The sequence below is a fragment of the Paractinoplanes rishiriensis genome, from assembly GCF_016862375.1.
Classification (GTDB): Bacteria; Actinomycetota; Actinomycetes; order Mycobacteriales; family Micromonosporaceae; genus Actinoplanes; species Actinoplanes rishiriensis.
Map to the genome: position 1 here is coordinate 36520 of NZ_BOMV01000023.1, position 20412 is coordinate 56931.

Annotated in this window: 20 protein-coding genes; 6 read left to right on the forward strand and 14 right to left on the reverse strand. The window is 72.8% G+C overall.

The genetic code is table 11. The features are described from left to right. Positions 1-4: 4 nt before the first annotated feature. The 5 genes from Ari01nite_RS12415 to Ari01nite_RS12435 form a co-directional block, all read right to left on the reverse strand. Entirely contained in the window at positions 5-1219 is a 1215-nt protein-coding gene (locus tag Ari01nite_RS12415; protein WP_203781339.1) for a macrolide family glycosyltransferase, read from the reverse strand. Between the two features lie 73 nt (positions 1220-1292). After that, a complete protein-coding gene (locus Ari01nite_RS12420) occupies positions 1293-4022 on the reverse strand; it encodes an ATP-binding protein (RefSeq protein WP_203781340.1) in 2730 nt (909 codons plus the stop codon). A gap of 41 nt (positions 4023-4063) precedes the next feature. After that, positions 4064-4582 carry a sigma-70 family RNA polymerase sigma factor gene (locus Ari01nite_RS12425; RefSeq protein WP_203781341.1) on the reverse strand — a complete coding sequence of 173 codons (519 nt, stop codon included), beginning with the start codon at positions 4580-4582 and terminating at the stop codon, positions 4064-4066. Positions 4583-4684: 102 nt separating this feature from the next. Then, on the reverse strand, positions 4685-5071 hold the full coding sequence (locus tag Ari01nite_RS12430; RefSeq protein WP_203781342.1) for a DnaJ family domain-containing protein: 387 nt from the start codon (positions 5069-5071) through the stop codon (positions 4685-4687). 4 nt (positions 5072-5075) lie between these two features. Continuing rightward, entirely contained in the window at positions 5076-5798 is a 723-nt protein-coding gene (locus tag Ari01nite_RS12435; RefSeq protein WP_203781343.1) for a TetR/AcrR family transcriptional regulator, read from the reverse strand. A gap of 92 nt (positions 5799-5890) precedes the next feature. Between Ari01nite_RS12435 and Ari01nite_RS12440 the strand changes: the two genes are divergently transcribed. After that, positions 5891-6160: a DUF2277 domain-containing protein gene (locus Ari01nite_RS12440; RefSeq protein WP_203781344.1), complete on the forward strand. Its 270-nt coding sequence runs from the start codon at positions 5891-5893 to the stop codon at positions 6158-6160. A gap of 117 nt (positions 6161-6277) precedes the next feature. Here the strand turns inward: Ari01nite_RS12440 and Ari01nite_RS12445 are convergent, their stop codons facing one another. The 3 genes from Ari01nite_RS12445 to Ari01nite_RS12455 all read right to left on the reverse strand — a co-directional run bounded on the left by Ari01nite_RS12445 (position 6278) and on the right by Ari01nite_RS12455 (position 9134). After that, positions 6278-7024: a YcnI family copper-binding membrane protein gene (locus tag Ari01nite_RS12445; protein ID WP_203781345.1), complete on the reverse strand. Its 747-nt coding sequence runs from the start codon at positions 7022-7024 to the stop codon at positions 6278-6280. Between the two features lie 85 nt (positions 7025-7109). Next, the gene (locus Ari01nite_RS12450; RefSeq protein ID WP_203781409.1) at positions 7110-8426 is read right to left on the reverse strand and encodes a sensor histidine kinase; all 1317 of its coding nucleotides are present in this window, start codon (positions 8424-8426) and stop codon (positions 7110-7112) included. Positions 8427-8465: 39 nt separating this feature from the next. Then, positions 8466-9134, reverse strand: coding sequence for a response regulator transcription factor (locus Ari01nite_RS12455; RefSeq protein WP_203781346.1), 669 nt, complete (start codon positions 9132-9134; stop codon positions 8466-8468). Between the two features lie 104 nt (positions 9135-9238). Between Ari01nite_RS12455 and Ari01nite_RS12460 the strand changes: the two genes are divergently transcribed. The 4 genes from Ari01nite_RS12460 to Ari01nite_RS12475 all read left to right on the forward strand — a co-directional run bounded on the left by Ari01nite_RS12460 (position 9239) and on the right by Ari01nite_RS12475 (position 13117). Continuing rightward, complete coding sequence (locus Ari01nite_RS12460) at positions 9239-10423, forward strand: LolA family protein (protein ID WP_203781410.1); 1185 nt, start codon at positions 9239-9241, stop codon at positions 10421-10423. Positions 10424-10504: 81 nt separating this feature from the next. After that, positions 10505-11641 (forward strand): tryptophan synthase subunit beta, encoded by a 1137-nt coding sequence (gene trpB / locus Ari01nite_RS12465; RefSeq protein WP_203781347.1) that lies wholly within the window; start codon positions 10505-10507, stop codon positions 11639-11641. Beyond that, entirely contained in the window at positions 11638-12420 is a 783-nt protein-coding gene (gene trpA / locus Ari01nite_RS12470) for a tryptophan synthase subunit alpha (protein ID WP_203781348.1), read from the forward strand. Before trpB ends, trpA begins: the two co-directional genes overlap by 4 nt. 28 nt (positions 12421-12448) lie before the next feature. Next, the gene (locus Ari01nite_RS12475; protein WP_307837776.1) at positions 12449-13117 is read left to right on the forward strand and encodes a GntR family transcriptional regulator; all 669 of its coding nucleotides are present in this window, start codon (positions 12449-12451) and stop codon (positions 13115-13117) included. 11 nt (positions 13118-13128) lie between these two features. Here the strand turns inward: Ari01nite_RS12475 and Ari01nite_RS12480 are convergent, their stop codons facing one another. The 6 genes from Ari01nite_RS12480 to Ari01nite_RS12505 form a co-directional block, all read right to left on the reverse strand. After that, positions 13129-13743, reverse strand: coding sequence for a tyrosine-protein phosphatase (locus Ari01nite_RS12480; protein ID WP_203781349.1), 615 nt, complete (start codon positions 13741-13743; stop codon positions 13129-13131). Between the two features lie 195 nt (positions 13744-13938). Then, the gene (locus tag Ari01nite_RS12485; protein WP_203781350.1) at positions 13939-15069 is read right to left on the reverse strand and encodes a hypothetical protein; all 1131 of its coding nucleotides are present in this window, start codon (positions 15067-15069) and stop codon (positions 13939-13941) included. Continuing rightward, positions 15066-16463, reverse strand: a complete 1398-nt coding sequence (locus Ari01nite_RS12490) for an AAA family ATPase (RefSeq protein ID WP_203781351.1) — start codon at positions 16461-16463, stop codon at positions 15066-15068. Before Ari01nite_RS12490 ends, Ari01nite_RS12485 begins: the two co-directional genes overlap by 4 nt. Before the next feature lie 76 nt (positions 16464-16539). After that, the gene (locus Ari01nite_RS12495; RefSeq protein ID WP_239162696.1) at positions 16540-17523 is read right to left on the reverse strand and encodes a C40 family peptidase; all 984 of its coding nucleotides are present in this window, start codon (positions 17521-17523) and stop codon (positions 16540-16542) included. 142 nt (positions 17524-17665) lie between these two features. Continuing rightward, positions 17666-18574 (reverse strand): M56 family metallopeptidase, encoded by a 909-nt coding sequence (locus Ari01nite_RS12500; RefSeq protein WP_203781353.1) that lies wholly within the window; start codon positions 18572-18574, stop codon positions 17666-17668. Positions 18575-18620: 46 nt separating this feature from the next. Beyond that, positions 18621-18968 carry a BlaI/MecI/CopY family transcriptional regulator gene (locus tag Ari01nite_RS12505; RefSeq protein WP_203781354.1) on the reverse strand — a complete coding sequence of 116 codons (348 nt, stop codon included), beginning with the start codon at positions 18966-18968 and terminating at the stop codon, positions 18621-18623. A 94-nt stretch (positions 18969-19062) separates the two neighbouring features. Here Ari01nite_RS12505 and Ari01nite_RS12510 point away from each other — a divergent pair, with 94 nt between their 5' ends. After that, the gene (locus Ari01nite_RS12510; protein WP_203781355.1) at positions 19063-20409 is read left to right on the forward strand and encodes a cytochrome ubiquinol oxidase subunit I; all 1347 of its coding nucleotides are present in this window, start codon (positions 19063-19065) and stop codon (positions 20407-20409) included. The last annotated feature ends 3 nt before the right edge of the window (positions 20410-20412 follow it).

Below are 20412 nucleotides of genomic sequence, written 5' to 3' on the forward strand. Positions count from 1 at the left end.
CGCGTCAGCCCTCCGACGGCTGGCGGACGGCCGCGGTGCTGGTGCCGGTCCGCAGGTAGTGCTCGAGTTCGTCGGCGGCCCGCCGGTAGCCGCCGGCCTGCCGCTGAGCGGCCCGCAACGTGGTCGCGGCGGCCCGAAATCCGGGCTCGTCGAGCAACCGCCGGGCGAGCGCGCGAACCACGTCCACGCCGGCCTCCCGGGGATGCAGCGACAGCCCGGCACCCAGCGCGGCCACCCGGGCGGCGACCAGCGGCTGCTCGGCGCCCTGCGGCACGACCAGCATCGGGACGCCGGCGTACAGGGCCTCGTTGACACTGTTCATGCCGCCGTGCGTGACGAAGAGCGCGGCGCGGGCCAACACCTCGGGCTGCGGTACCGAGCGGCGGGCCAGCACGTTGTCCGGCAGCGGGCCGAGGGCGGCCGGATCGGTCCGTCCGGTGGCGACGACCACCGTGCCGCCCAGCGGCGCCAGGGCGGTGGCGAGCGTCGTCAGCAACCGGGGCCCCGCGTTGAACACGGTGCCCAGGGAGGCGTACAGCACCGGGTCTTGCAGCCGCTCGGCTGGGAACGACCGGTCGGCCGGGCGGGCGCCGATGCTCGGGCCGACGAACCGGTAGGACCGGTCGAGGCTCGCGGCGCCGACCTGGAACGCCCGGGAGGTGTAGACGAGATTGAGCGGCTGCCGGATGTTGCCGAGGTCGACCAGGGGCACCCCACGCGTGTCGAAGCGGCGGGACAGCTGCCGCCGCGGGCGCAGATAGCCCGGGATGCTGCCGGGCCGCGCCCCTGCGTCGGCCAGCAACCTCCACGAGACTCGAGTGGGGCTCGGCACCTGCCGGTTGAAGGCGAAGGTGGTGTACGAGGACACCGCCGGCACACCGAGTTCCCGGGCCGCGACCGCGCCCCACACGCAGGCCGAGTCGTGGACGATCAGGTCCGGCCGCACGGTACGCAGCTCGGCGAGCACGGCGGGAACCAGGCCGACGGCGGTACGGGCCAGCCCGGCCAGCAGGACGGGCGGGGTCGGTGTGTCCGGCAGCGGCTGGTCGCCACCGGGATACCGGTAGACGGTCGCGCCGGTGGCCGCGATCTCGGTGCCGAACGCCGGCGCCGTGTGGTAGGTCACGGTGTGCCCGCGACGGACGAGTTCGGCCACCACCGGCAGCGTCGGGTTGACGCGCCCGTGCATGCCGATGTTGAGGAACGCGACAGTACTCACCCTCTGGCCCACCTTCCCGCCGGTCGGATCTCCTGCCAACTTGACCGGGTGGCGGGCGGCTCTGTGACAGTCGTCAGCCGGAGTCCGGCGGGCGCAACTGCCGGCGGGACGTGATGCCGAGCTTGGTGAACACCTTGCGCAGGTGCCACTCGACGGTGTGCGGGCTGAGGAAGAGCTGGGCGCCGATCTCCGCGTTGGTCAGGCCGGTGCCGGCCAGCCGGGCGATGTGTGCCTCCTGGACGGTCAGCGAGTCACTGGCCCGGCCGGCGCGCTCGGCGACCGGCTCGCCGGCGGCGGCCAGCTCGCGGCGGGCGCGGTCCGCGAACGCGTCGGCGCCGGTCGCCACCAGCAGGTCGTACGCGGTGCGGAGCTCGCCGCGGGCGTCCTGGCGCCGGCCCTCGCGCCGCAGCCACTCGCCGTACAGCAGGTGGGCGCGGGCCAACTCGGTGCGGATCCGGGTGCGGCCGAGGTGCTCGATCGCCTGCCGGTACCGGGCGTCCGCGGTGCGGCCGGTCGCCACCAGCGCACCGGCCCGGGCCAGCGCACCGAGGGCCCAGTCGGTCCCGCTGGCGGTCGTCGACGCGCGGAGACGCTGGTAGGCGCCGGTCGCCAGTTCGGGCTGCCCGCTGCGTACGGCCGCCTCGATGAGCTCCGACAGCGCCCAGTTGACCACGCCGGACTCGACCGGATGTTCGGTGGCCGCCCGGGCCGCCGGCACCGCCTCCCGGTACCGGGACAGGCCGTTCAGCAGCATCGCCTGCGCCCAGTGGGTGACCGTCGCACCGGTGTTCTCACCGCGGGCCGCCACCTCCGCCATGGTGGCCTCCAACAGCGGGGCGGCGGCCGCCTCGTCACCGCGCCAAGCGGCCAGCGCGAGCGCGCCGTACGGAGCCAGCGCAGCCCCGGTCGCCTCGGCGATCGCCTGGATCTCCGCGACCGCGGAGGCCGCCGCCGCCTCCTCGCCGGCGAAGACGTGCACACAGACCAGGGAGTTGAGCGTCAGCGGAAGCGTGCTGAGATCGCCGACCCGGCGGGCGATGCGTACGTGCCGCTCGGTCAGGACCGGCCAGCCCTGGTCGTCCCACACGTCGGCGGCGGTGATCGACGCCAGCCACAGCCAGGCCTGGTCGTCCGCGCCGGACGTCTGGTCCGCTCGGAACGCCCGGATGGCCTCATTCACCAGCGGCATGGCGGCGTGATACCCGTCGGTGCGGGCCACCGCGATGCTGTCCAGCAGGAGGTCGCCGGGCCGTAGCCGGGCCGGTTTCGGCGCCGCCCGGATCGCCCGGGCCAGTTCCGGCACGCCGGAGCCGGTCAGCACGGCGGCACCCATCGCATCCCGGTACGTGTCCCGGGCCAGCCCCGCGTCCAGCGGTTCGAGGCGCCGGGCGGCGTCGAGGAGCAGGCGCGGGGCGGCCATGTCACCGGCGGCGAAGGCGACCCGGGCCCGCATCAGGTTGACCCGGGTCTGGTGCAACTCGCCGGCCGGTCCTTCGTCGGCCGTCAGCAGCAGCTTCAGCGCGATCTCGAAGGCGCCGCAGCGCAGTTCGGCCTCGGCGGCGACCAGGGCGCGGACCGCCCGGGTCGCCGGGTCGGGGGTCAGCTCGGTCGCGCACCGCAGGAACTCCGCCGCGGCCGCGATCCCGCCGCGACGCTGGGCCCGCTCGGCGGAGGCGACGAGTTCGGCGGCGACCTCCTCGTCGGTGTCGTCCGCGGCGTGCGCGCGGTGCCAGGCGCGCCGGTCCGGGTCGGCCGCCGGGTCGGTGGCGTCGGCGAGGGCGCGGTGCACGTCACGGCGGTCCGCGATCGGCGCCGCCCGGTAGATCGCGGTCCGCACCAGCGGATGCCGGAACCGGACCCGGGAACCCAGCTGAATCAGCCCGGCCTGCTCGGCCGGCCCGGCGGCGCCCATCGGCAGCTCCAGCAGCCGGGCCGCACGCCGCAGCAGCATCGGGTCGCCGAGCGGCTCGGCCGCCGCGGTCAGCAGCACCTTCCGGGTCAGCGCCGGCAGCGACTCCATCCGCTGGGCGAAACTGCGTTCGATCTTGCTGGCCAGCGGCTGGGCATCCGGCCGGCCGAACCCGCCGGCCATCTCCGCCGCGGTCCGTCCCCGTGGCAGCTCCAACAGGGCCAGCGGGTTGCCGCGCGTCTCGGCCACGATCCGGTCGCGTACCTGCTCGTCGAGCCGGCCCGGAACGGCCGAGTCCAGCAGCGCCCGGGCGTCGTCGTCGGGCAGTCCACCGATGCTCAGCTCGGGCAGGCCACGCCAGGCCGGTCCGGTGGCCGGCTCGCGGATCGCGAACACCACGCCGACCCGCTCGGCGAGCAGGCGCCGGGCGACGAAGGTCAGGGTCTGCACCGACGTCTGGTCGAGCCACTGTGCATCGTCGACCAGGCACAGCAGCGGCTTGCCCTCCGACACGAGGGCCAGCAGGCCCAGCACCGCCACGCCGAGCAGGAACCGGTCCGGCGGGGTGCCGGCGCGGTGGCCGAACGCGACCGCCAGCGCCTCGCCCTGCGGGCCGGGCAACCGGTCGCGCAGGTCCAGCATCGGCGCGCACAACTGGTGCAGGCCCGCGAACGGCAGCTCCATCTCGGACTCGACACCGGCCACCCGCGCGACCCGGTAGCCCGCCGGCCGTCCGGCCAGGTAATCGAGCAGGGCCGACTTACCCACGCCCGCCTCACCGCGGATCAGCAACACCTGTCCCCGGCCGGAACGCACGTCCCCGACCATCCGGTCGAGGATCGCGCATTCCCTGCGCCGGCCACGGAACTCGCGCGCCGCAGCACCGCTCGTCATGGCTCAGCCCCCCGGATTCGAGGCTAAAGCCGTTCACCGGATCACGGTAGGGGCGACCCGGTTGCCGGGAATGCCGCGATCCGGATCCGGGCCCGCCGCACCAGTTGTCGCGCGTTGGCGGCCCGGATCTGGAGCCGCTCGGCGATTTCCTGGTACGGGTACCCGAAGCCGACCCGCAGCGCGAAGGCGGCCCGTTCCGCCGCCGGCAGGCGTTCGCGCAGCAGGCGGGCGGCCTGCTCGCGGAGCGCGGCGCGTTCGGCGTGTGCGGCCGGCCCGGCGTCGCCGTGCGCGACCTCGTCCAGCAGCCAGGCGTCGACCGAGGTCTCGTGCCGGCGCCACGCGGACTGGATGACGTTGATGGCCAGCCGGGTGGTCACGGTCGCCAGGAAGGCCTCGGCGTTGCGCACCGCCGCGCGGTCCGCGCGCTGCCAGCGGAGCCAGACCTCCTGCAGGATGTCCTCGGCCTCGTCCACGTTGCGGACGATCCGGTAGGCGATGGCGAACAGGCGTCGCCGGGTGCGAACGAAGCGGTCCAGGTCGTCCTCGGCGTGGAGCGTCACCACCTCACCGTCGCCCGCGGCAGGCGCCGGCCGCGCCCCGGTGGTCCGTGGTGCCGGCCGTGGTTGACCCCGTGGCCGCCCGTGGCTGGGCCAGGAGCGGCGCTAGGAGCGGCGCTCCCGCCAGCCGGCCACCACCGCGTCGGCGTCGCGCGGCGCGAGCACCACCGGCGGCCCGTCCAGCAGGCCGACCCGGGCCTTGCCGAGCCGCTCGTTCAGCTCGGCCACGTGCGCGCGCACCTCGGCCTCGGTGCGCAGCCGGTCCACCTTGGACTCCAGGTCCTCGACGTCGCGGCGCAGGGTCAGCGTCGGCGGGATCACGCCGCTGGTGGCGCCCTCCCGGTGCAGCCAGTCCTTGACCCACCAGTCGTCCGCGTACTCCTGACCGTGGTCGGACAGCGGCTCACCGGTGCCCTTCAGGTTTTCGAACTCGCCGCGCTCGGTGGCCTCGCGCAGCTGCCGGTCGATCGACGACTCGTACCAGTGAGGCATGTTCCTATTCTATTTCGCGGCTGCGTTCCAGGCCGTCCAGCACGCGGCGCAGGCCCCACAGGTACTGCTCGGTGCCCACCCAGGTGGCCATCACGCCGGCGGCCGCGGCGGCGCGCGGGAAGCGTTCGCCGGGCACCCGGCCCAGCGTGGTGCGGCGGGCGGTGATGCGTTCGGCCTCCGGGGGCAGGGCGGCGGCCCGCGGTGCGTCGGCCACCTCGAGCGCGATCGCACCAAGAACATAAACCATGACCAGGTACGCTCCGCGCGCCGCGACCGCCGGTTCGAGGCCGCCCGCGGCCATCAGGTCGAGCAGCCGCTCGCCGAGGAACAGTGCGTTCGGCCCCTCCATCGGCCCGCCGACCAGCAGCGGGACCACGCCGGGGTGGGCCACCAGCCGGCGGCGCAGGTCGAGCGCCAGCAGTTCGACGCCGACCCGCCAGTCGCCGCGGCCGGCCGCCTCGGCCGCACCCGGTCCGGCCTCGGCCCGGCTGGCCACCGCAGTGGCGTGGTCGACCTCGCCGAGCAGCCGCTCGACCAGAGCGCGCTCGACCGCGGCCTTGTCCGGGAAGTAGGTGTAGACGGCGTTCGGCGCCACCCCGACCGCAGCCGCGATGCGCCGGATCGATGCGGCCTCGGCGCCGCCCGCGTCGACCAGGGCCAGGGCGGCATCGAGGATCTCCTCCTCGGTGAGCGCCCGCCGCGGCCCGGGTCTCTGCCTCTGCTGCACCGGCGCCCTCCCCACAAAGGCGTTCCTGCACACCGTACAACATTGATCACGGCGACCGATTTTTGTCGTACGCCAGGCGTAGGTTGACAGCCATGTGCCGCAACATTCATCAGCTGCATAACTTCGAGCCGCCGGCCACCTCCGACGAGATCCAGGCCGCGGCCCTGCAATATGTCCGCAAGATCGCCGGGTCCACCCGGCCGTCGCGGGCCAACCAGGAGGCGTTCGACCGGGCCGTGGCCGCGGTCGCGGCTGCCACCGCCGACCTGCTGGGCGAGCTGGTGACCGTCGCGCCGCCCCGCGACCGCGAGGTCGAGGCCGCCAAGGCGCGCGCCCGCGCCGAAAAACGCTACGCGTCCTGAGGCCCGCGCCGCCGGAGGAAACGGATCGGCCCGGTGGTCCGGGGCTGCCCCCTGACCACCGGGCCGATGGCGCCCCGGCGCACCCCGCCCGCGCTCGGGGGATGCGCCGCGCGGGCGTCAGCTCTTGGTGGCGTCGACCGGCTCGGACTTCGCCGTGGCGGTCGCGGGTGCGGTGCGGCCGGCGCGCTGGTAGGCGAGCAGCGCCAGCACCAGCGCCGCGAGGCCGGCTACCAGGCCGGCGATGCCGAGTGCGTTCGAACCGCCGGACTCCTCGGCGGGCGCGGCCTCGGCGGCCGGGGCGGCCGGGGCGGCACCGGGGGCGGCCGGGGCAGCCGCCAGCTTGAGGACCGGTGCGGGGCTCTCCGGCTCGGTGCCGTCGGTGGTGGGCTCGTCGATCCAGCGCACGACCGTGCCGTCCGAGTAGGTCTGCAGGGTCTTGAAGACCATCTGCTGCGCGTTCTCGGGCAGCGGGCCCATCGACACGTCGAACTCCTGGAACTGGCCGGGCTTGATGCCGTTGCCGGCCGACGCGGTCCAGGTGATCTTCGTTACCGCCTCGGTGATCTCCGAGCCGTGTGCCTTGAGCGGGGTGGCCAGCTTGCCCTTGACGGCCTCGACGGTCCAGCCGGGGGTGGGCTTGACCGACACCGAGGCAACCGGCGCGTCGGCCGGCATGTTCACCTCGATCTTGACGGTCTCGGCGCTGTCCGACTCGTTCGGCGCGCGGAAGCTCACCTTGGCGTAACCGCCGGGGGCGGCGGTGTTCGGGTTCACGGTCACGTGCGCGGCAGCCGGGCCGGCCAGCGCGAGCGTCAGGCCGCCGACCAGAGCGGCCAGCACGGCGGTGCGCTTGAGCAGGGACATCGGTGTCGATACCTTCCGCGTGTCGAATCGCCCGGTGCCGGGCACGGCTGTTGGTCGGCGGACGCCGCGGAAAAGTTCCCCGAAATCACCAATTGTTCGCCGGCAGGCGGACGTCCACCCGCAGGCCGGGGTTCGCGTCACCGAGGGTAATCGTGCCACCGTGCCGGCGTACCAACTCACGGACAATCGCGAGGCCCAGTCCGGACCCGCCGGCGTCCCGCGCGCGGGCGTCGTCGAGGCGGGTGAACCGGTCGAAGACCCGTTCACGATCCGCCTCGGGGATGCCCGGGCCGTCGTCGGTCACCGTGATCAGCCGGTGCGTACCCTCGTCGGCCACCTCGACCCGCACCCGGGAGCGGGCGTGCCGGCACGCGTTGTCGATCAGGTTGGCCACCACCCGCCCGATCGCGTCCGGCTCGACCGTGGCGGTGACCGGCGTGTCCGGCCGCTCGTAGCCGATGTCCGGGTAGCGCGACACCACGTCGGCGACCAGCGCGTCCAGGTCGATGTCGGCGAGCCGGGGCATTGCCGGCCCGCCGTCGTCCGAGCGGGCCAGCAGCAGCAGGTCGTCGACCAGCCGGCTGAGCCGTTCCACGTCGGCGAGCAGGTCGGCGGAGAGCGCCGGCCAGTCGGTGCTGCCCGCCGGCAGCCGCTGGGCCACCTCGAGTTCGGTGCGCATGGTGGTGAGCGGGCTGCGCAGTTCGTGCGCGGCGTCGGCCACGAACGCGCGCTGCCGGGCCCGGGCCGCGTCCAGCCGGTGCAGCATGCCGTTGAGCGTGACCGCGAGCCGGTAGATCTCGTCGCGCGCCTCGGGCACCGGCAGGGTGCCGGCCCGGGTGCCGCCGGTGATCTCCTCGGCGCCGGCCCGCAGCGCCTCCACCGGCCGCAGCGCGGCGCCCAGGATCCGCCACTTGATCAGCGCCAGCATGCCGACCAGCAGGGGGAACGCGACCAGCAGGGTGACACGCAGCAGGTGTACGCCCTGCCGCAGGTCGTCGGTCGACCGGGCCACCAGCACCCGCAGCGGCGCGGTCGGCGGCCCGGCCGGCACCATCACCACCCGGGCGCCGCCGGACAGCCCGATCCGGTTGCCGGGGATGTCGCGCAGGTCGCCCTCGGCCATCCCGTCCAGTTCGTCCGGGCGCAGCATCGGTACCAGCCGGTCCGCGCCCGCCGAGATGGCCAGCACCCGGTTCTGCCCGTCGATCACCTGCACCTGCATGGCCGGGCTGACCGGAATCGGCAGGCTGAGCTGGTCCTGGTTGATCAGCTTGGCCACGCCCCGGGCGGTGTCCAGCGCCTCGGTGTTGACCGCCCGCAGCAGCGCGAAGTTGAGCACGCCGATCAGCAGGATGCCGCCGGCGGCCAGTCCCGCGGTCATCACCAGCACGGTGAGCCACAGCAGGCGCGAGCGCAGGCTGAACTCGGTGGGCCGGCGCACCTAGTCCGCCGTCAGCGTGGCGAGGCGGTACCCCGCGCCGCGTACCGTCTCGAGCCGGTCCCGGCCGATCTTGCGGCGCAGGTATCCCACGTACACCTCGACCGCGTTCGGCGCGGTCTCCACCGCGGCGTCCCACACGTGGTCCAGCAACTCGATCTTGCTGACCACCTCGCCGGGACGGCGCATCAGGTATTCCAGCAGGGCGAACTCGCGGGCGGTCAGCACCACCTCGCCGGCCGCCACGGTGACCCGGCGCTCGGCCGGGTCGAGTTCGATGTCGCCGAAGGTCAGGATCGGCGGCCGCTCGTGGGCGCCCCGGCGCAGCAGCGCGCGCAGCCGGGCCAGCAGCACCACGTACGAGAAAGGCTTGGTCAGATAGTCGTCGGCGCCGCAGTCCAGGCCGTCGGCCTGGTCGTATTCGCCGTCCTTGGCCGAGAGCATCAGCACCGGCACCCAGTTGCGCTCGGCCCGCAACTGGCGCACCACCCGGTAGCCGCTGAGCCGCGGCAGCATCACGTCCAGGATCATCGCGTCGTAGCCGCCGTGCCGGGCCATCTCCAGCCCGTCCTGGCCGTCGCCGGCCACGTCCACCGCGAATCCCTCGGCCTGCAGGCCACGCTGTAGCGCCGCCGCCAGGCGCGCCTCGTCCTCCACCACCAGCAACCGCACGAGAACACCTTTACACGTCAGGTGCCGCCCCTAGGGGAAGCTCTCAGCGCTGTCACAGCGGCCGCACGGCACGCTGGGTCCAGAAAGAAACGGAGGTGGACATCGTGTCCGTGGTCAAGTCCAGGCCGGCGCTGCGCTGGCTCGTACCCGCCGCTGCTGCGGTTGTGGTCCTCGGGGGTGGCGCGGCGGCCGGCACGATCGTCGCGAGTGCGGATCCGGCCCTGCCGGAGCGCAGCGCGGCGCAGTTGCTCGTCGACGTCCAGAACGCCAAGGTCGACGGCTTGTCCGGCACCATCGTGGAAAGTGCCGACCTGGGTCTCGGGCCCATCGCCAACCTGGTGCCGAGTTCCGGCAAGGCCGACCTCACCAGCCTGCTGGCGGGCAGCAACACCGCCCGGGTCTGGTACGCCGGCGAAGAGAAGGTACGCCTCGCGCTGCTCGGCGAGCAGGGTGAGACGGACGTGATCCGCAACGGGTCGGACGTCTGGCTGTGGGACAGCGCCGAAAAGACCGCGTCCCACCTGAAGCTGCCGGCCGGCCAGGCCGACCGGAAGCCGGAATCGCTGACCGGCGTGGTGCCCAAGACCCCGCAGGAGGCGGCCGACGCGGCGCTCGCCGCGATCGACCCGACCACCAAGGTCAGCACCACCGGCGCCGCAAAGGTGGCCGGCCGGGACGCGTACGAACTGGTGCTCAGCCCGAAGGACACCGCGTCGCTGATCGGCCAGGTGCGCCTGGCGATCGACGCCGAGCACAAGATTCCGCTGCGCGTCGACGTCTACGCCAAGAACGCCACCAGCCCGGCGGTCCGGGTCGCGTTCCAGCAGATCAGCTTCGAGGTGCCGGACGCCGAGCAGTTCACGTTCAACCCGCCGCCGGGCACCAAGGTGACCGAGGGCTCCGCGGGTGCCAAGGCCGAGTTGTCCTCCGAGGACGCCGCAAAGCTGGCCGAGGAGCACAAGCGGATGGCCAAGGACCTCGCCGAGGCCGAGAAGGCGAACGACGGCGGACTCCGGGTGATCGGTGACGGCTGGACCTCGATCGTCACCGCCAAGCTGCCGGCCGAAAAGACCGACACCGCTGACAAGGGCGGGGCGGCGCAGCCGCAGAGCCCCGAGGAGGCGCAGTTCGGCGCCGCGTTCAGCCAGGCGTTGCCCGAGGTCAGCGGCGCGTGGGGTAAGGGACGGCTGTTCTCCGGGACGCTGTTCAGCGTGCTGGTGACCGACGACGGCCGGGTCTTCGCCGGCGCCGTCGCTCCGGAGAAGCTGTACGAGGCAGCCGCCAAGTAATACCTCAGAAAGTTCTAGAACTCTCCGCCGCGTTATGCAACACTGCGGCGGAGAGTTCTATAACTGTTGGAGGTGTGTGCGATGACGTTGATGGCGGAACCGGCGCTCGGCCGGTTCGGTGACTTCGGCGGCCGGTACGTGCCGGAATCCCTGGTACCGGCCTGCGCCGAACTGGCCCAGGCGTTCCGGGCGGCCTGGGCCGACAAGAACTTCCGCGACGAACTGGACGAACTGCTTGCCGTCTATGCCGGCCGGCCCACGCCGCTCACCCCGGCCCGCAATCTCTCCGCCGCGCTCGGCATCACGCTCTGGCTCAAGCGCGAGGACCTGGCGCACACCGGCTCCCACAAGATCAATAACGTGCTCGGCCAGGCCCTGCTCGCCCGCCGGATGGGCCGCACCCGGCTGATCGCGGAGACCGGCGCCGGCCAGCACGGGGTGGCCACGGCGACGGCGGCCGCGCTGCTCGGCCTGCGGGCCACGATCTACATGGGCGAGCGCGACATCGAGCGCCAGCACCTCAACGTGCAGCGGATGGACATGCTGGGCGCCGAGGTGATCCCGGTGGGCACCGGCAGCCGCACGTTGAAGGACGCCACCAACGAGGCGATGCGGGCCTGGGTGGCCGACGTCGACGGCGCACACTTCCTGCTCGGCTCGGTCGGCGGGCCACACCCGTACCCCTGGATGGTGCGTGAGTTGCAGCGGGTGATCGGCACCGAGGCCCGGCGGCAGGCCCCCGGCCTGCCGGACGTGGTGGTGGCCTGTGTGGGCGGCGGGTCGAACGCGGCCGGCACGTTCACCGGATTCGTCGACACCCCGGCCCGGCTGGTGGGCGTCGAGGCGGCCGGCGGCGCGGCGATGACCAACGGCGCGACCGGCGTGGTGCACGGCGCCCGGTCGATGGTGCTGCAGGACGACGAGGGGCAGGTGTCCGAGGCGGAGTCGATCGCGGCGGGCCTGGACTACCCCGGTATCGGTCCGGAGCACGCCCACCTCGGCGCGATCGGGCGTGCCGACTACCGGACCGTGACCGACGACGAGGTGGTCGCGGCGGTCCGCCGGCTGGCCCGCACCGAGGGCATCATCTGCGCGCTCGAGTCGGCGCACGCGGTGGCCTGGGTGCTGCGCGCGGCGGGCACGGCCGACCTGCCGGCCGGATCGACCGTGCTGCTCACGCTGTCCGGACGCGGCGACAAGGACATGGGGGCACTGTGAAAACACTTATCCCGTACGTCACCGGCGGTATCACCGCGGACTGGACCGACTACCTCCTCGCGTACCAGGCCGCCGGGGCCGACATGATCGAGATCGGGCTCCCGTTCTCGGACCCGATGCTGGACGGCCCGACGATCCAGCAGGCTTCGGACCGCGCGTTGTCCCGCGGCGTCTCCGTGGCGTCGCTCTTGGCTGACATTTCCGAAATAAAGTTCGACGTACCACTTATCGTGATGACCTACGCCAACCTGGTCATGCGTTCTGGACCGGCGGACTTCTGCCGGCGGCTCGCCGCGGCCGGCATCACCGGGCTGATCGTGCCCGACCTGCCGGTGGACGAGCTGGGCGCGGTCGAGGAGGCCGCCGCGGCCGCCGGCGTCGACCTGATCCTGCTGGCGGCGCCGGTGACCCCGGACGACCGGCTGGCCGAGATCGTGGCGCGGACCCGTCGCTTCGTCTATGCCGTGAGCCTGATGGGCACCACCGGCGAGCGCGCGACCCTGGCCGAGTCCGCGGTGACCCTGGCCGACCGGATCAAGGCCGTCTCCGACGTACCCGTCATGATTGGTTTTGGGGTTTCCGGTCCCGAGCAGGCAGCCGAGGCCGGACGCGCCGGGGACGGGGTGGTGGTGGCATCGGCCCTGATGCGTAGGGTGCTGGACGGAGCCACGCCGGACGATCTGCGGCACGAGGTCGCGGCGCTGCGCCGGGAACTCGACGCCCTGGAGGATCACGCTGACCACCCCGCGCACCCCGAAATACCAGGCGATCGCCGCTGACCTGACGGGCAAGATCCGCGGCGGCGAGCTGCCGCCCGGATCGGCCCTGCCGCCGCAGAAAGAGCTGAGCGCGGCGTACGGGGTGACGCTGGCAACCCTGCGCCAGGCGCTGCGGCAGCTGGAGGACGACGGCCTGGTGTCGCAGCAGCCCGGCCGCGGCACGTTCGTGACCGAGCCGCGGGCCGCCTACCGCCTCGACTCGCTGCGCGGCTTCGCCGAGGATCTGCGCAGCCAGGGCCACCTGGTCACCACGCAGATCCTGGGCCAGGCCGTGCACCGCCCGCCCAGGTGGGTGTCGGCCCAGCTGGGCGACGCCGACCGCGCGGTACGCCTGGAACGCCTGCGCCTGCTGGCCGGCCGCCCCGCGGTCCACCAGCTCTCCTGGATCCGCGGCACCGAGCTGGCCGAGACGGACCTGAGCGGCACGTCGCTCTACGCCGCCCTGGCCGACCGCGGCATCGTGGTGCACCGCGCCGCCGAGTCGGTGCGGCCCGGCATCCTGGCGGACTCCGAGGCGACGCTGCTGGCGCAGCCGCCCGGCACCCCCGCTTTCGTCTCGGACCGGGTCACCTACGGCCTGGACGACACCCCGCTGGTCTTCGACCGGGCCACCATCCTGGGCACGCTCCTGGAGATCCGCACCGAACGCGCGGTGACCGGCCTGTCCATGCAATGGACCCGCCAGGCCACGTCTTAGCTACGCAGCGGTTAGCTACGCAGCCGGCGCCGGACCTCCTCGATGTCGGCCGGTGCGACGCCGATCTCGTGCAGGTAGGCCTCGGCGCCGCCGTAGCGTTCGTCCACGTGCGCGAGCGTGTTGCGCATGGAGATCGGGTCGCGTTCCGGGCTCAGGCCGTAGTCGTCGATGATCGCCTCCGGCTCCACGCCGGCTATTGCCAGGGCCAGGGCGACCAGGCCGGCGGTGCGGTCCCGGCCGCCGACGCAGTGCACCACGACCGCGGCATCCGGCGGGGCCACCGCCAGCAGGTGGAAGGCGCCGGCGATCCGGTCGCGGTTGTGCTCGAGCATGGGCGCGTAGGTGTCGTGCTGGACCTCGTAGGTCAGCACCTCGTCGAGCAGCGGCACGTGGTGGTAGGCCGGGTCGGCGGCGAACGGGCTGGGCTCGCGCTCGCACTCGGCGAAGCCGCGCAGGTCGAGGAAACGCCCCACGTTGGCGGCCCGCACCGAAGCGACGCCGTGAGGCGTGAGCCGGTGCAGCCCGTCGGCCCGGATCAGCCCGCCCGGCCGGGTGCGCCCACCGTCCCGCGTGGGCAGGCCGCCGAGATCACGGACGTTTTCGCAGTCCGGCCAGTCGAGCCTCATACCCGCAGACTATCGGCGCCACCCCCGAAGCGGCGGTTCAGCAGCTGGATGTCCGGTTGCTTCCTTGGCTCCCATCAAGAGCGCCACGTCCTGTTGACCGAGCGGCGCGAGGACGCTGCTTTCCCGGGTGAGCTCCCGGTCGCCCGGTCGGCCATGTCGCACTCCCGATCTTGCGGAATTACCGATCGGCCGGCCTCAATTCCGGTCGTCGTGCCAGGCGGTTCGCAGGTCTCGCTTTGTCGTCCGCCACCAGTCGCGGAACGCGCCGGCCAGGTCGCGGAACGCCTGCCGGAAACCCGGGTCGTCCAAGCCCGCGCCCACCAACTCGAGCAGGCTGAACGACCACATCGCCGGGGCGGCCGCCAGCGCCAGCGCCGCCAACCACCACCAGCCCGTGACCGCATGGCCGACCAGCAGCGCGGTCGCTGCCGCCACCGTGATCAGGGCGGCCACATTCGCGCGGCGCATCAGGGCCGGCAGCAGGGCCAGGCAGCGCCACGGCAGGCCGCCGGCCGGCACCAGCACCCGGGCGGCGAAACCCGCCAGGACGAGGGCCAGCACCGCGGACAGCACGCGCGCGAAGATGCCGGCCGGAGGCCACCAGTGCCCGGCCACCAGCAGCAGGCAGACGACGATAGCGCCGGCGGTCAGGCCGCGGCGCAGGCCACTCAGGACGCCGCGGATCGGCCAGGTCAGCGACATCACGTCGGGGCGGGCCGGGTTCTGCCCCGCCACGTCGCGCAGGCCGCGCATCGAGCGGCGGACCCGCAGGCGTTCGGCGTCGAGCATGGCAATCAACCATTGGCCGTACGCGTTGCCGGGGTCCACGGCCAGCACGGCGCGGGCGGCCCGGGTGGCGGCCTCGCGGTGGCCGGCGTCGCGTTCCACGTCGGCCACCGTGAGCAGGGCCGCCACCGAGCCGGGGGCCAGGGCCAGACCGTGCGCCGCGGCGGCCTGCGCGCGCGGGTAGGCGCGGGTCGCGGCCAGCGCGCGGGCCAGCACCAGGTGGCCGTCGGGGGCGTGCGGGGCCAGGCGTACCGCCTCCTCGGCGGCGGCCACCGCGTCGCGTGAGCGGATCAGCAGGATCAGGCACTCGGCGCGTTCGGCGTGCGCGTCGGCCAGGCTCGGTGCCGCCGCCACCGCGGCGCCGGCGGTGGACAGGGCGGCGGCGTAGTCCCGTTGCAGGCGCAGCACCGAGGCGAGCAGGGTCAGCAGGCGGCCGTCCGCGGGGGTGGCGGCCAGCGCGTCCCGGGCGGTGCGTTCGGCGTCGGCCAGGCGGCCCACCTCGGCCAGGCGGTGGGCCCGGTGGTAGGCGTCGGAGGTCAAGGGCGGTGCTTGCGCTTCTTGAGGTACGCCGCCAAGTCGTCGTACTCGCCGCTCTCGTTCGCGAACATCGCCACGTTACGGGCGGTGGCGAACCAGCCGTCGGTGGACGGGCGGACCTCGCGGGCGGCGGCCAGCATGTCCGCCTGGGCGATCATGCGGATCTCGCCGGTGGCGATCGAGTCGCGCATGGCGAACTCGGCGGCGGTCTCGCAGACGTGGGCCAGGTCGGCGCCGGAGTAGTGCTCGGTGGCGTCGGCGACCCTGCCCAGGTCGACGCCGGCCACCGGCCGGTCGCGCAGGTGATACTCCAGGATGGCGGCGCGCGCGGCCTTGTCGGGTGGGAGGACCAGCAGCGTACGGTCGAGCCGGCCGGGACGGCGCAGCGCCGAGTCGATGTCCCACGGGGCGTTCGTGGCGGCCAGCACGAAGACGCCGTCGTTGTTGGCGTCGACGCCGTCCAGTTCGGTGAGCAGCTGGTTGACGACGGTGCGCATGGACGACGAGTTGAGCTGGCTGCGCTTGTGGCCGAGCGCGTCGATCTCGTCGAGGAACAGCACGCACGGCGCGTGCCCGCGGGCCGACTGGAACAGGTCGTGCAGGTTGCGCTCGGAGCTGCCGATCCACATGTTCAGCACGTCGGTGATGGTGAGCGAGATGAACGCGGCGCCCATCTCGCCCGCGACCGCGCGGGCCAGGAACGTCTTGCCGCAGCCGGGCGGGCCGTAGAGCAGCAGGCCGCCGCGCAGGCTCTTGCCGAACAGCGACCGCAGCTTCGGGTTGCGCAGCGGACCGAGGAACGACACCTCGAGGCGCTTCTTGACCTCCTGCATGCCGCCCACGTCGGCCAGCGTGATCGTCGACTTCTCGACGTCGAACGTGCGGTCGGCGTGCCCCTCAACCGGATCCGGCTCGTCGTCGGCTTTGGCAAACCGCGGCGGCACGATGTCACCGAGCTCCTGCTCCATAGCCGCCCAGTCAACCGAATTGTCCGAGTTAGAGGGAGAATTCGGGCGGTGGGCGGAAAATCCGCCGGGAGGGGTGGCCGCAGGCGGGATGGAGACGCCGCCGGGAGGGATGGGCGCGGAAGGGGTGGAGGCGCCGGTGGGAGGGGTGGACCCGGAGGGAGAGGTGGACGCGGCGGGAGAGGTGGACCCGGGAGGGGCCGGCGGAGCGCCACCCGGGGCGGCGGTCGCACCGCCCAGGGCGGCTGTCATCAGGCGCTGGGCGGACTCGTTTTCCGGCTCGCGGGCCAGGACCTGAGCGGCGTGCCCGATCGCCTCGGCGCCCCGGCCCGCGGTGACCAGCAGCTCGGCCAGGTGCAGGCGCAGCGGCAGGTCGTCGGGCCGGGCCTGCACCGCGGCGGTCAGGCTGTCGATCAGGGGCGAGTCGCTCATGACACCGAATTATGCCCGGGACGTGACAGGGCCCGGGTGACGAGTCACCCGGGCCCCGGTCGAGAACACGTCGTGCCTACGACGGCCTTCGGTAACCGGCGATGGTCGCCCGGTCGATCGTTGCCATCCGCACGTGGTCGCCCGTGTGTGGGGCGTGCACCACCAGGTTGCCGCCGATATAGAGGGCCACGTGGTGCAGGCTGCCGGGGTAGTAGAACACCAGGTCACCCGGTTTCAGCTCACTGCGTGACACCGACCGGCCGGAGGCCCACTGGTCTTTCGTGTAGTGCTCCAGGTGCACACCGACGCTGGCCCACGCCACCTTGGTCAGGCCCGAGCAGTCGAAGCTGTTCGGACCCTCGGCGCCGAAGACGTACGGCTTGCCGATCAGGTCGCACGCCTTCTGCGCGGCGCGGCCGCCCTTGTCGTTGCTGTAAGTCACCGGGCACGCGCCCAGGCGCAGCGGACCGTCGCTCTTGTCGGCCGCACCGTACGCCTGGATCCTGAGCTTTTGAAGTTTGCCGATCTCGGACTCGATCGCCTTCTTCTTCTGCGCGAGGTCGGCGTCGCGAGCCGCCACCGCCTCGGTCAGCACCTCGAGATCGGCCTTCATCCCGGCGTATTTGTCGCGCAGTTTCGCCACTCCGGCGATCTGCGCGTGCTGGTGCCGGGACAGCTGGTCGAGGTAGGTCAGCTTGTCGGTCAGCCCGGTCGGCGACCCGCTGATCAGCATGGCGTTGAACGCGTTCGGCGCACCCTGCTTGTAGGCGTCGACCGCGAGGCCGCGCACCTGCGAGAGCGCCACGTCCACCTGCACCTGCAGCGGGGTGAGCTGGGCGGACAGCTTCTTCATCTGGGCCTGGTTCTTGATCAGCTTGCCGTGGACGTCGTTGTACTGCTCGATGACCGGCTCGAGCTCGTTCCACTGCTTGTCGATCTGCGCCTCGATGGCGGACGGCGAGGGTGCGGCGTGCGCGGCGAAGGGCCCGGTGGTGAGAACGGTGCCGACTACCGCGACACCGCAGACCAGACCGCGCAGAACTGCCCCGATCCGTTTCACGTGGGTGCGTAGTCCTTTCCGTCGAGCCGCCGACGGCGGTGGCTCGTCAGATCGGACGGTTGACCGATGGGGGGCTGCCGAACCGGAGAACACCGTACTCCTGATCAACCAGATATATGAAGTCGGAGCCGCCGGAAACTGCTCAGAGTGGCCAGGCATCCAGCGCGCGGTCGAGCCACGGCACCACCAGGATCACGGTGGGTAGCACCAGCAGCCCGGTCGCGGCCACCGCCACCGCCGTGTTCAGCAGCGCCGGCCGGCGGTCCGGGCGGGTGAGCCGGGCCAGCCTCCGGGCGCGTGCCGCACCCATCGGGTCCGGCCCGATTTCCTCCGCCAGGGGGACGGCGTCGGTCAGCCTTTCGAGCGCGGCCCGCAGCGGGTCCGGGCCCGTGCGGCGACGTGCGGCATCGTCGGCCACCATCTCCAGGAGCAGGTGTACGGCGTCCAGCGGCGCCCGGCTGCGCAGCGGACCCGGCACGGCACGATAGAAGGCGGTGAACGACTCCAGCACCCACTCGTGGCGATGCCGGAGATGAGCCTGTTCGTGCGCCAGGACGGCGTCGACCTGTGGCCGGTCGAGCACCCGGAGCACGCCGTCGCTGAGCACCACCCGCGGTTCGCGCCCGGGCACGCAGTACGCGAGCGGCAGCGCACCGTCGAGCACCCGCAGGTTGTCCACGCCGAGTTCCTGCCGCCGCTCGGCGCGATCGAGCAGGTCGACGAGCAGCCGGTGCCGGGTGCGCCGCTGCCGGGAACGCTTGGTCACCCCGTACAGGCAAAAAAGCAGTCGGGTGACGACGACCGCCGCTACCGTCAGCGCACCGACCAGGGCCGCGGTCGCCACGAACCTGCCCGAACCGGCCGCGCGGGTGAGTTCCTCGGGCGCCGCCAGCACCACGCCGAGGGCGGAGAGCACCGCGGCCAGGGTGATCGCCTGCCAGAGCAGGACGGCGGCGGCGGGCGCCCGGTCGGGCCAGCGGGCGGCGGCCAGCGGACCCGGCACCAGCAGCGAGAGCGTCAACCCGAGCGCGCCCAACAGCAGCGCCGTCATCCGTCCAACCGCCCCGCCCACCACCCCAAAATCGAATGGCAAGCCATCATTTCCGGTTCGCAGCCTCGATCGCGGCGGCCAGGGCGTCGGGCGGCAACTGGCCGACGAAGTAGGCGAGCGCGGCGTCCTGGTCGGGCGTGGCGGACAGCGCGTCGAGCATCACCGCGGCGGTCATCTCCTCGCGGGTCTGCGCCGGCGCATAGCGGTAGGCGCGGTCGGCCCGCTGCTGGGTGACCACGCCCTTCTTGGCGAGCCGGTCCAGCACGGTCATCACGGTCGTGTACGCGAGGTCGCGGTCCCGGCTGAGCCGCTCGTGCACCTGCCGCACGGTCAGCGGCCCGGTCGCGTCCCACAACTGCGTCATGACCTCGCGTTCGAGGTCCCCGAGTGCCATGTGCACCACTCTACTGCCCAGGTAGTACTACATGGGTCGTACTACACGGCGTAGTATCTACTACGCAGCGTCGTACAGGATCGGGGGTTTTGCCTTGGACGTGCTCGACCTGACCCGGCTCCAATTCGCCGTGGTCACCATCTACCACTACTTCTTCGTGCCGCTGTCGATCAGCCTGGCCGTGACCTGCGCCGGCCTCGAGATCGCCTGGCAGCGCACCCGCAACGAGCGCTACCTGCGCCTGGTCACGTTCGTCGGCAAGCTGCTGATCGTCACGTTCGCGGTCGGCGTGGTAACCGGGCTCGTGCAGGAGTTCCAGTTCGGCATGGGCTGGAGCGCGTTCGCCACCTTCTACGGCGACGTGTTCGGGCCGACCCTGGCGATCGAGGGCATGCTCGCGTTCTTCCTGGAGGCCACGTTCCTGGCGCTCTGGTATTTCGGCCGCGACCGCCTGCCGCGGCTGCTGCACACGGCGACGATCGTCGTGGTGGCCGTCGGCACGATGCTGTCGGCGTTCATCATCCTGGCGGCCAACAGCTTCATGCAAAACCCGATCGCGTACGAGTTGGACCCGGTCACCGGCCGGGCGCGTCTGACCTCGTTCGCCGACCTGATGCTCAACAAGGTCAACCTGGCCGCCTTCCCGCACACCCTCTCCGGCGCGGCCATGGTCGGCGGCGCGCTGCTGTTGGCCATCGCGGTGTGGCGCCCGTTCTCCCCGGACAACCGCACCCTGGCCAAGCTCGGCGCCTGGATCATGCTGGCCGGCGGGGCGGCCACCGCGCTGACCGGCGACCACCTCGGCAAGGTGATCACCGAGGTGCAGCCGATGAAGATGGCCGCCGCCGAGGCCCTGTACGCGACCACCAGCGGCGCGCCGTTCTCGCTGTTCGCCACCGGCGACCCGCTGCCCGAGTTATCGCTGGAGGTGCCCTGGCTGCTCTCGATCCTGGCCAAGGGCTCACCCGGAGCCACCGTCGAGGGCATCAACGACCTGCAGGCCCGGTACGCCGCGGAGTTCGGTCCCGGCAGCTACGTGCCGATGATCCCGGTCGCGTTCTGGTCGTTCCGCCTGATGATCGGCCTCGGCATGCTGGCCGCCGCGGTTGCCGCCGTCTACCTGTGGCGCACCCGCCGCGACCGTTCCGCGCCGCCGTGGCTGCTGCGCTGGCTGCCGCTGATCCCGCTGCTGCCCACCGCCGCCAACTCGCTCGGCTGGATTTTCACCGAGACCGCCCGGCAGCCGTGGATCGCGTTCGGCCTCTCGACCGTCGAGCAGGGCATCTCGCCCACCCTGACCAGTGCCGAGGTCATCGCCTCGCTGGCCGGTTTCACGATCGTCTACGGGATTCTCGCGGTCGTCTGGTTCCGCCTGGTCCGGCACCTGGCCCGGCAGCCAAGCCAGCTTCCCGAGACCGCTGAGCCCGCCCCCGTCTACTGAGGA

Excerpts from the sequence above, each read along its gene's own strand:
- Ari01nite_RS12445 (WP_203781345.1), bottom strand. The coding sequence starts at position 7,024 with ATGTCCCTGCTCAAGCGCACCGCCGTGCTGGCCGCTCTGGTCGGCGGC.
- Ari01nite_RS12420 (WP_203781340.1), bottom strand. The coding sequence starts at position 4,022 with ATGACGAGCGGTGCTGCGGCGCGCGAGTTCCGTGGCCGGCGCAGGGAA.
- Ari01nite_RS12490 (WP_203781351.1), bottom strand. The coding sequence starts at position 16,463 with ATGAGCGACTCGCCCCTGATCGACAGCCTGACCGCCGCGGTGCAGGCC.
- Ari01nite_RS12480 (WP_203781349.1), bottom strand. The coding sequence starts at position 13,743 with ATGAGGCTCGACTGGCCGGACTGCGAAAACGTCCGTGATCTCGGCGGC.
- Ari01nite_RS12505 (WP_203781354.1), bottom strand. The coding sequence starts at position 18,968 with ATGGCACTCGGGGACCTCGAACGCGAGGTCATGACGCAGTTGTGGGAC.
- trpB (WP_203781347.1), top strand. The coding sequence starts at position 10,505 with ATGACGTTGATGGCGGAACCGGCGCTCGGCCGGTTCGGTGACTTCGGC.
- Ari01nite_RS12430 (WP_203781342.1), bottom strand. The coding sequence starts at position 5,071 with ATGCCTCACTGGTACGAGTCGTCGATCGACCGGCAGCTGCGCGAGGCC.
- Ari01nite_RS12500 (WP_203781353.1), bottom strand. The coding sequence starts at position 18,574 with ATGACGGCGCTGCTGTTGGGCGCGCTCGGGTTGACGCTCTCGCTGCTG.
- Ari01nite_RS12440 (WP_203781344.1), top strand. The coding sequence starts at position 5,891 with ATGTGCCGCAACATTCATCAGCTGCATAACTTCGAGCCGCCGGCCACC.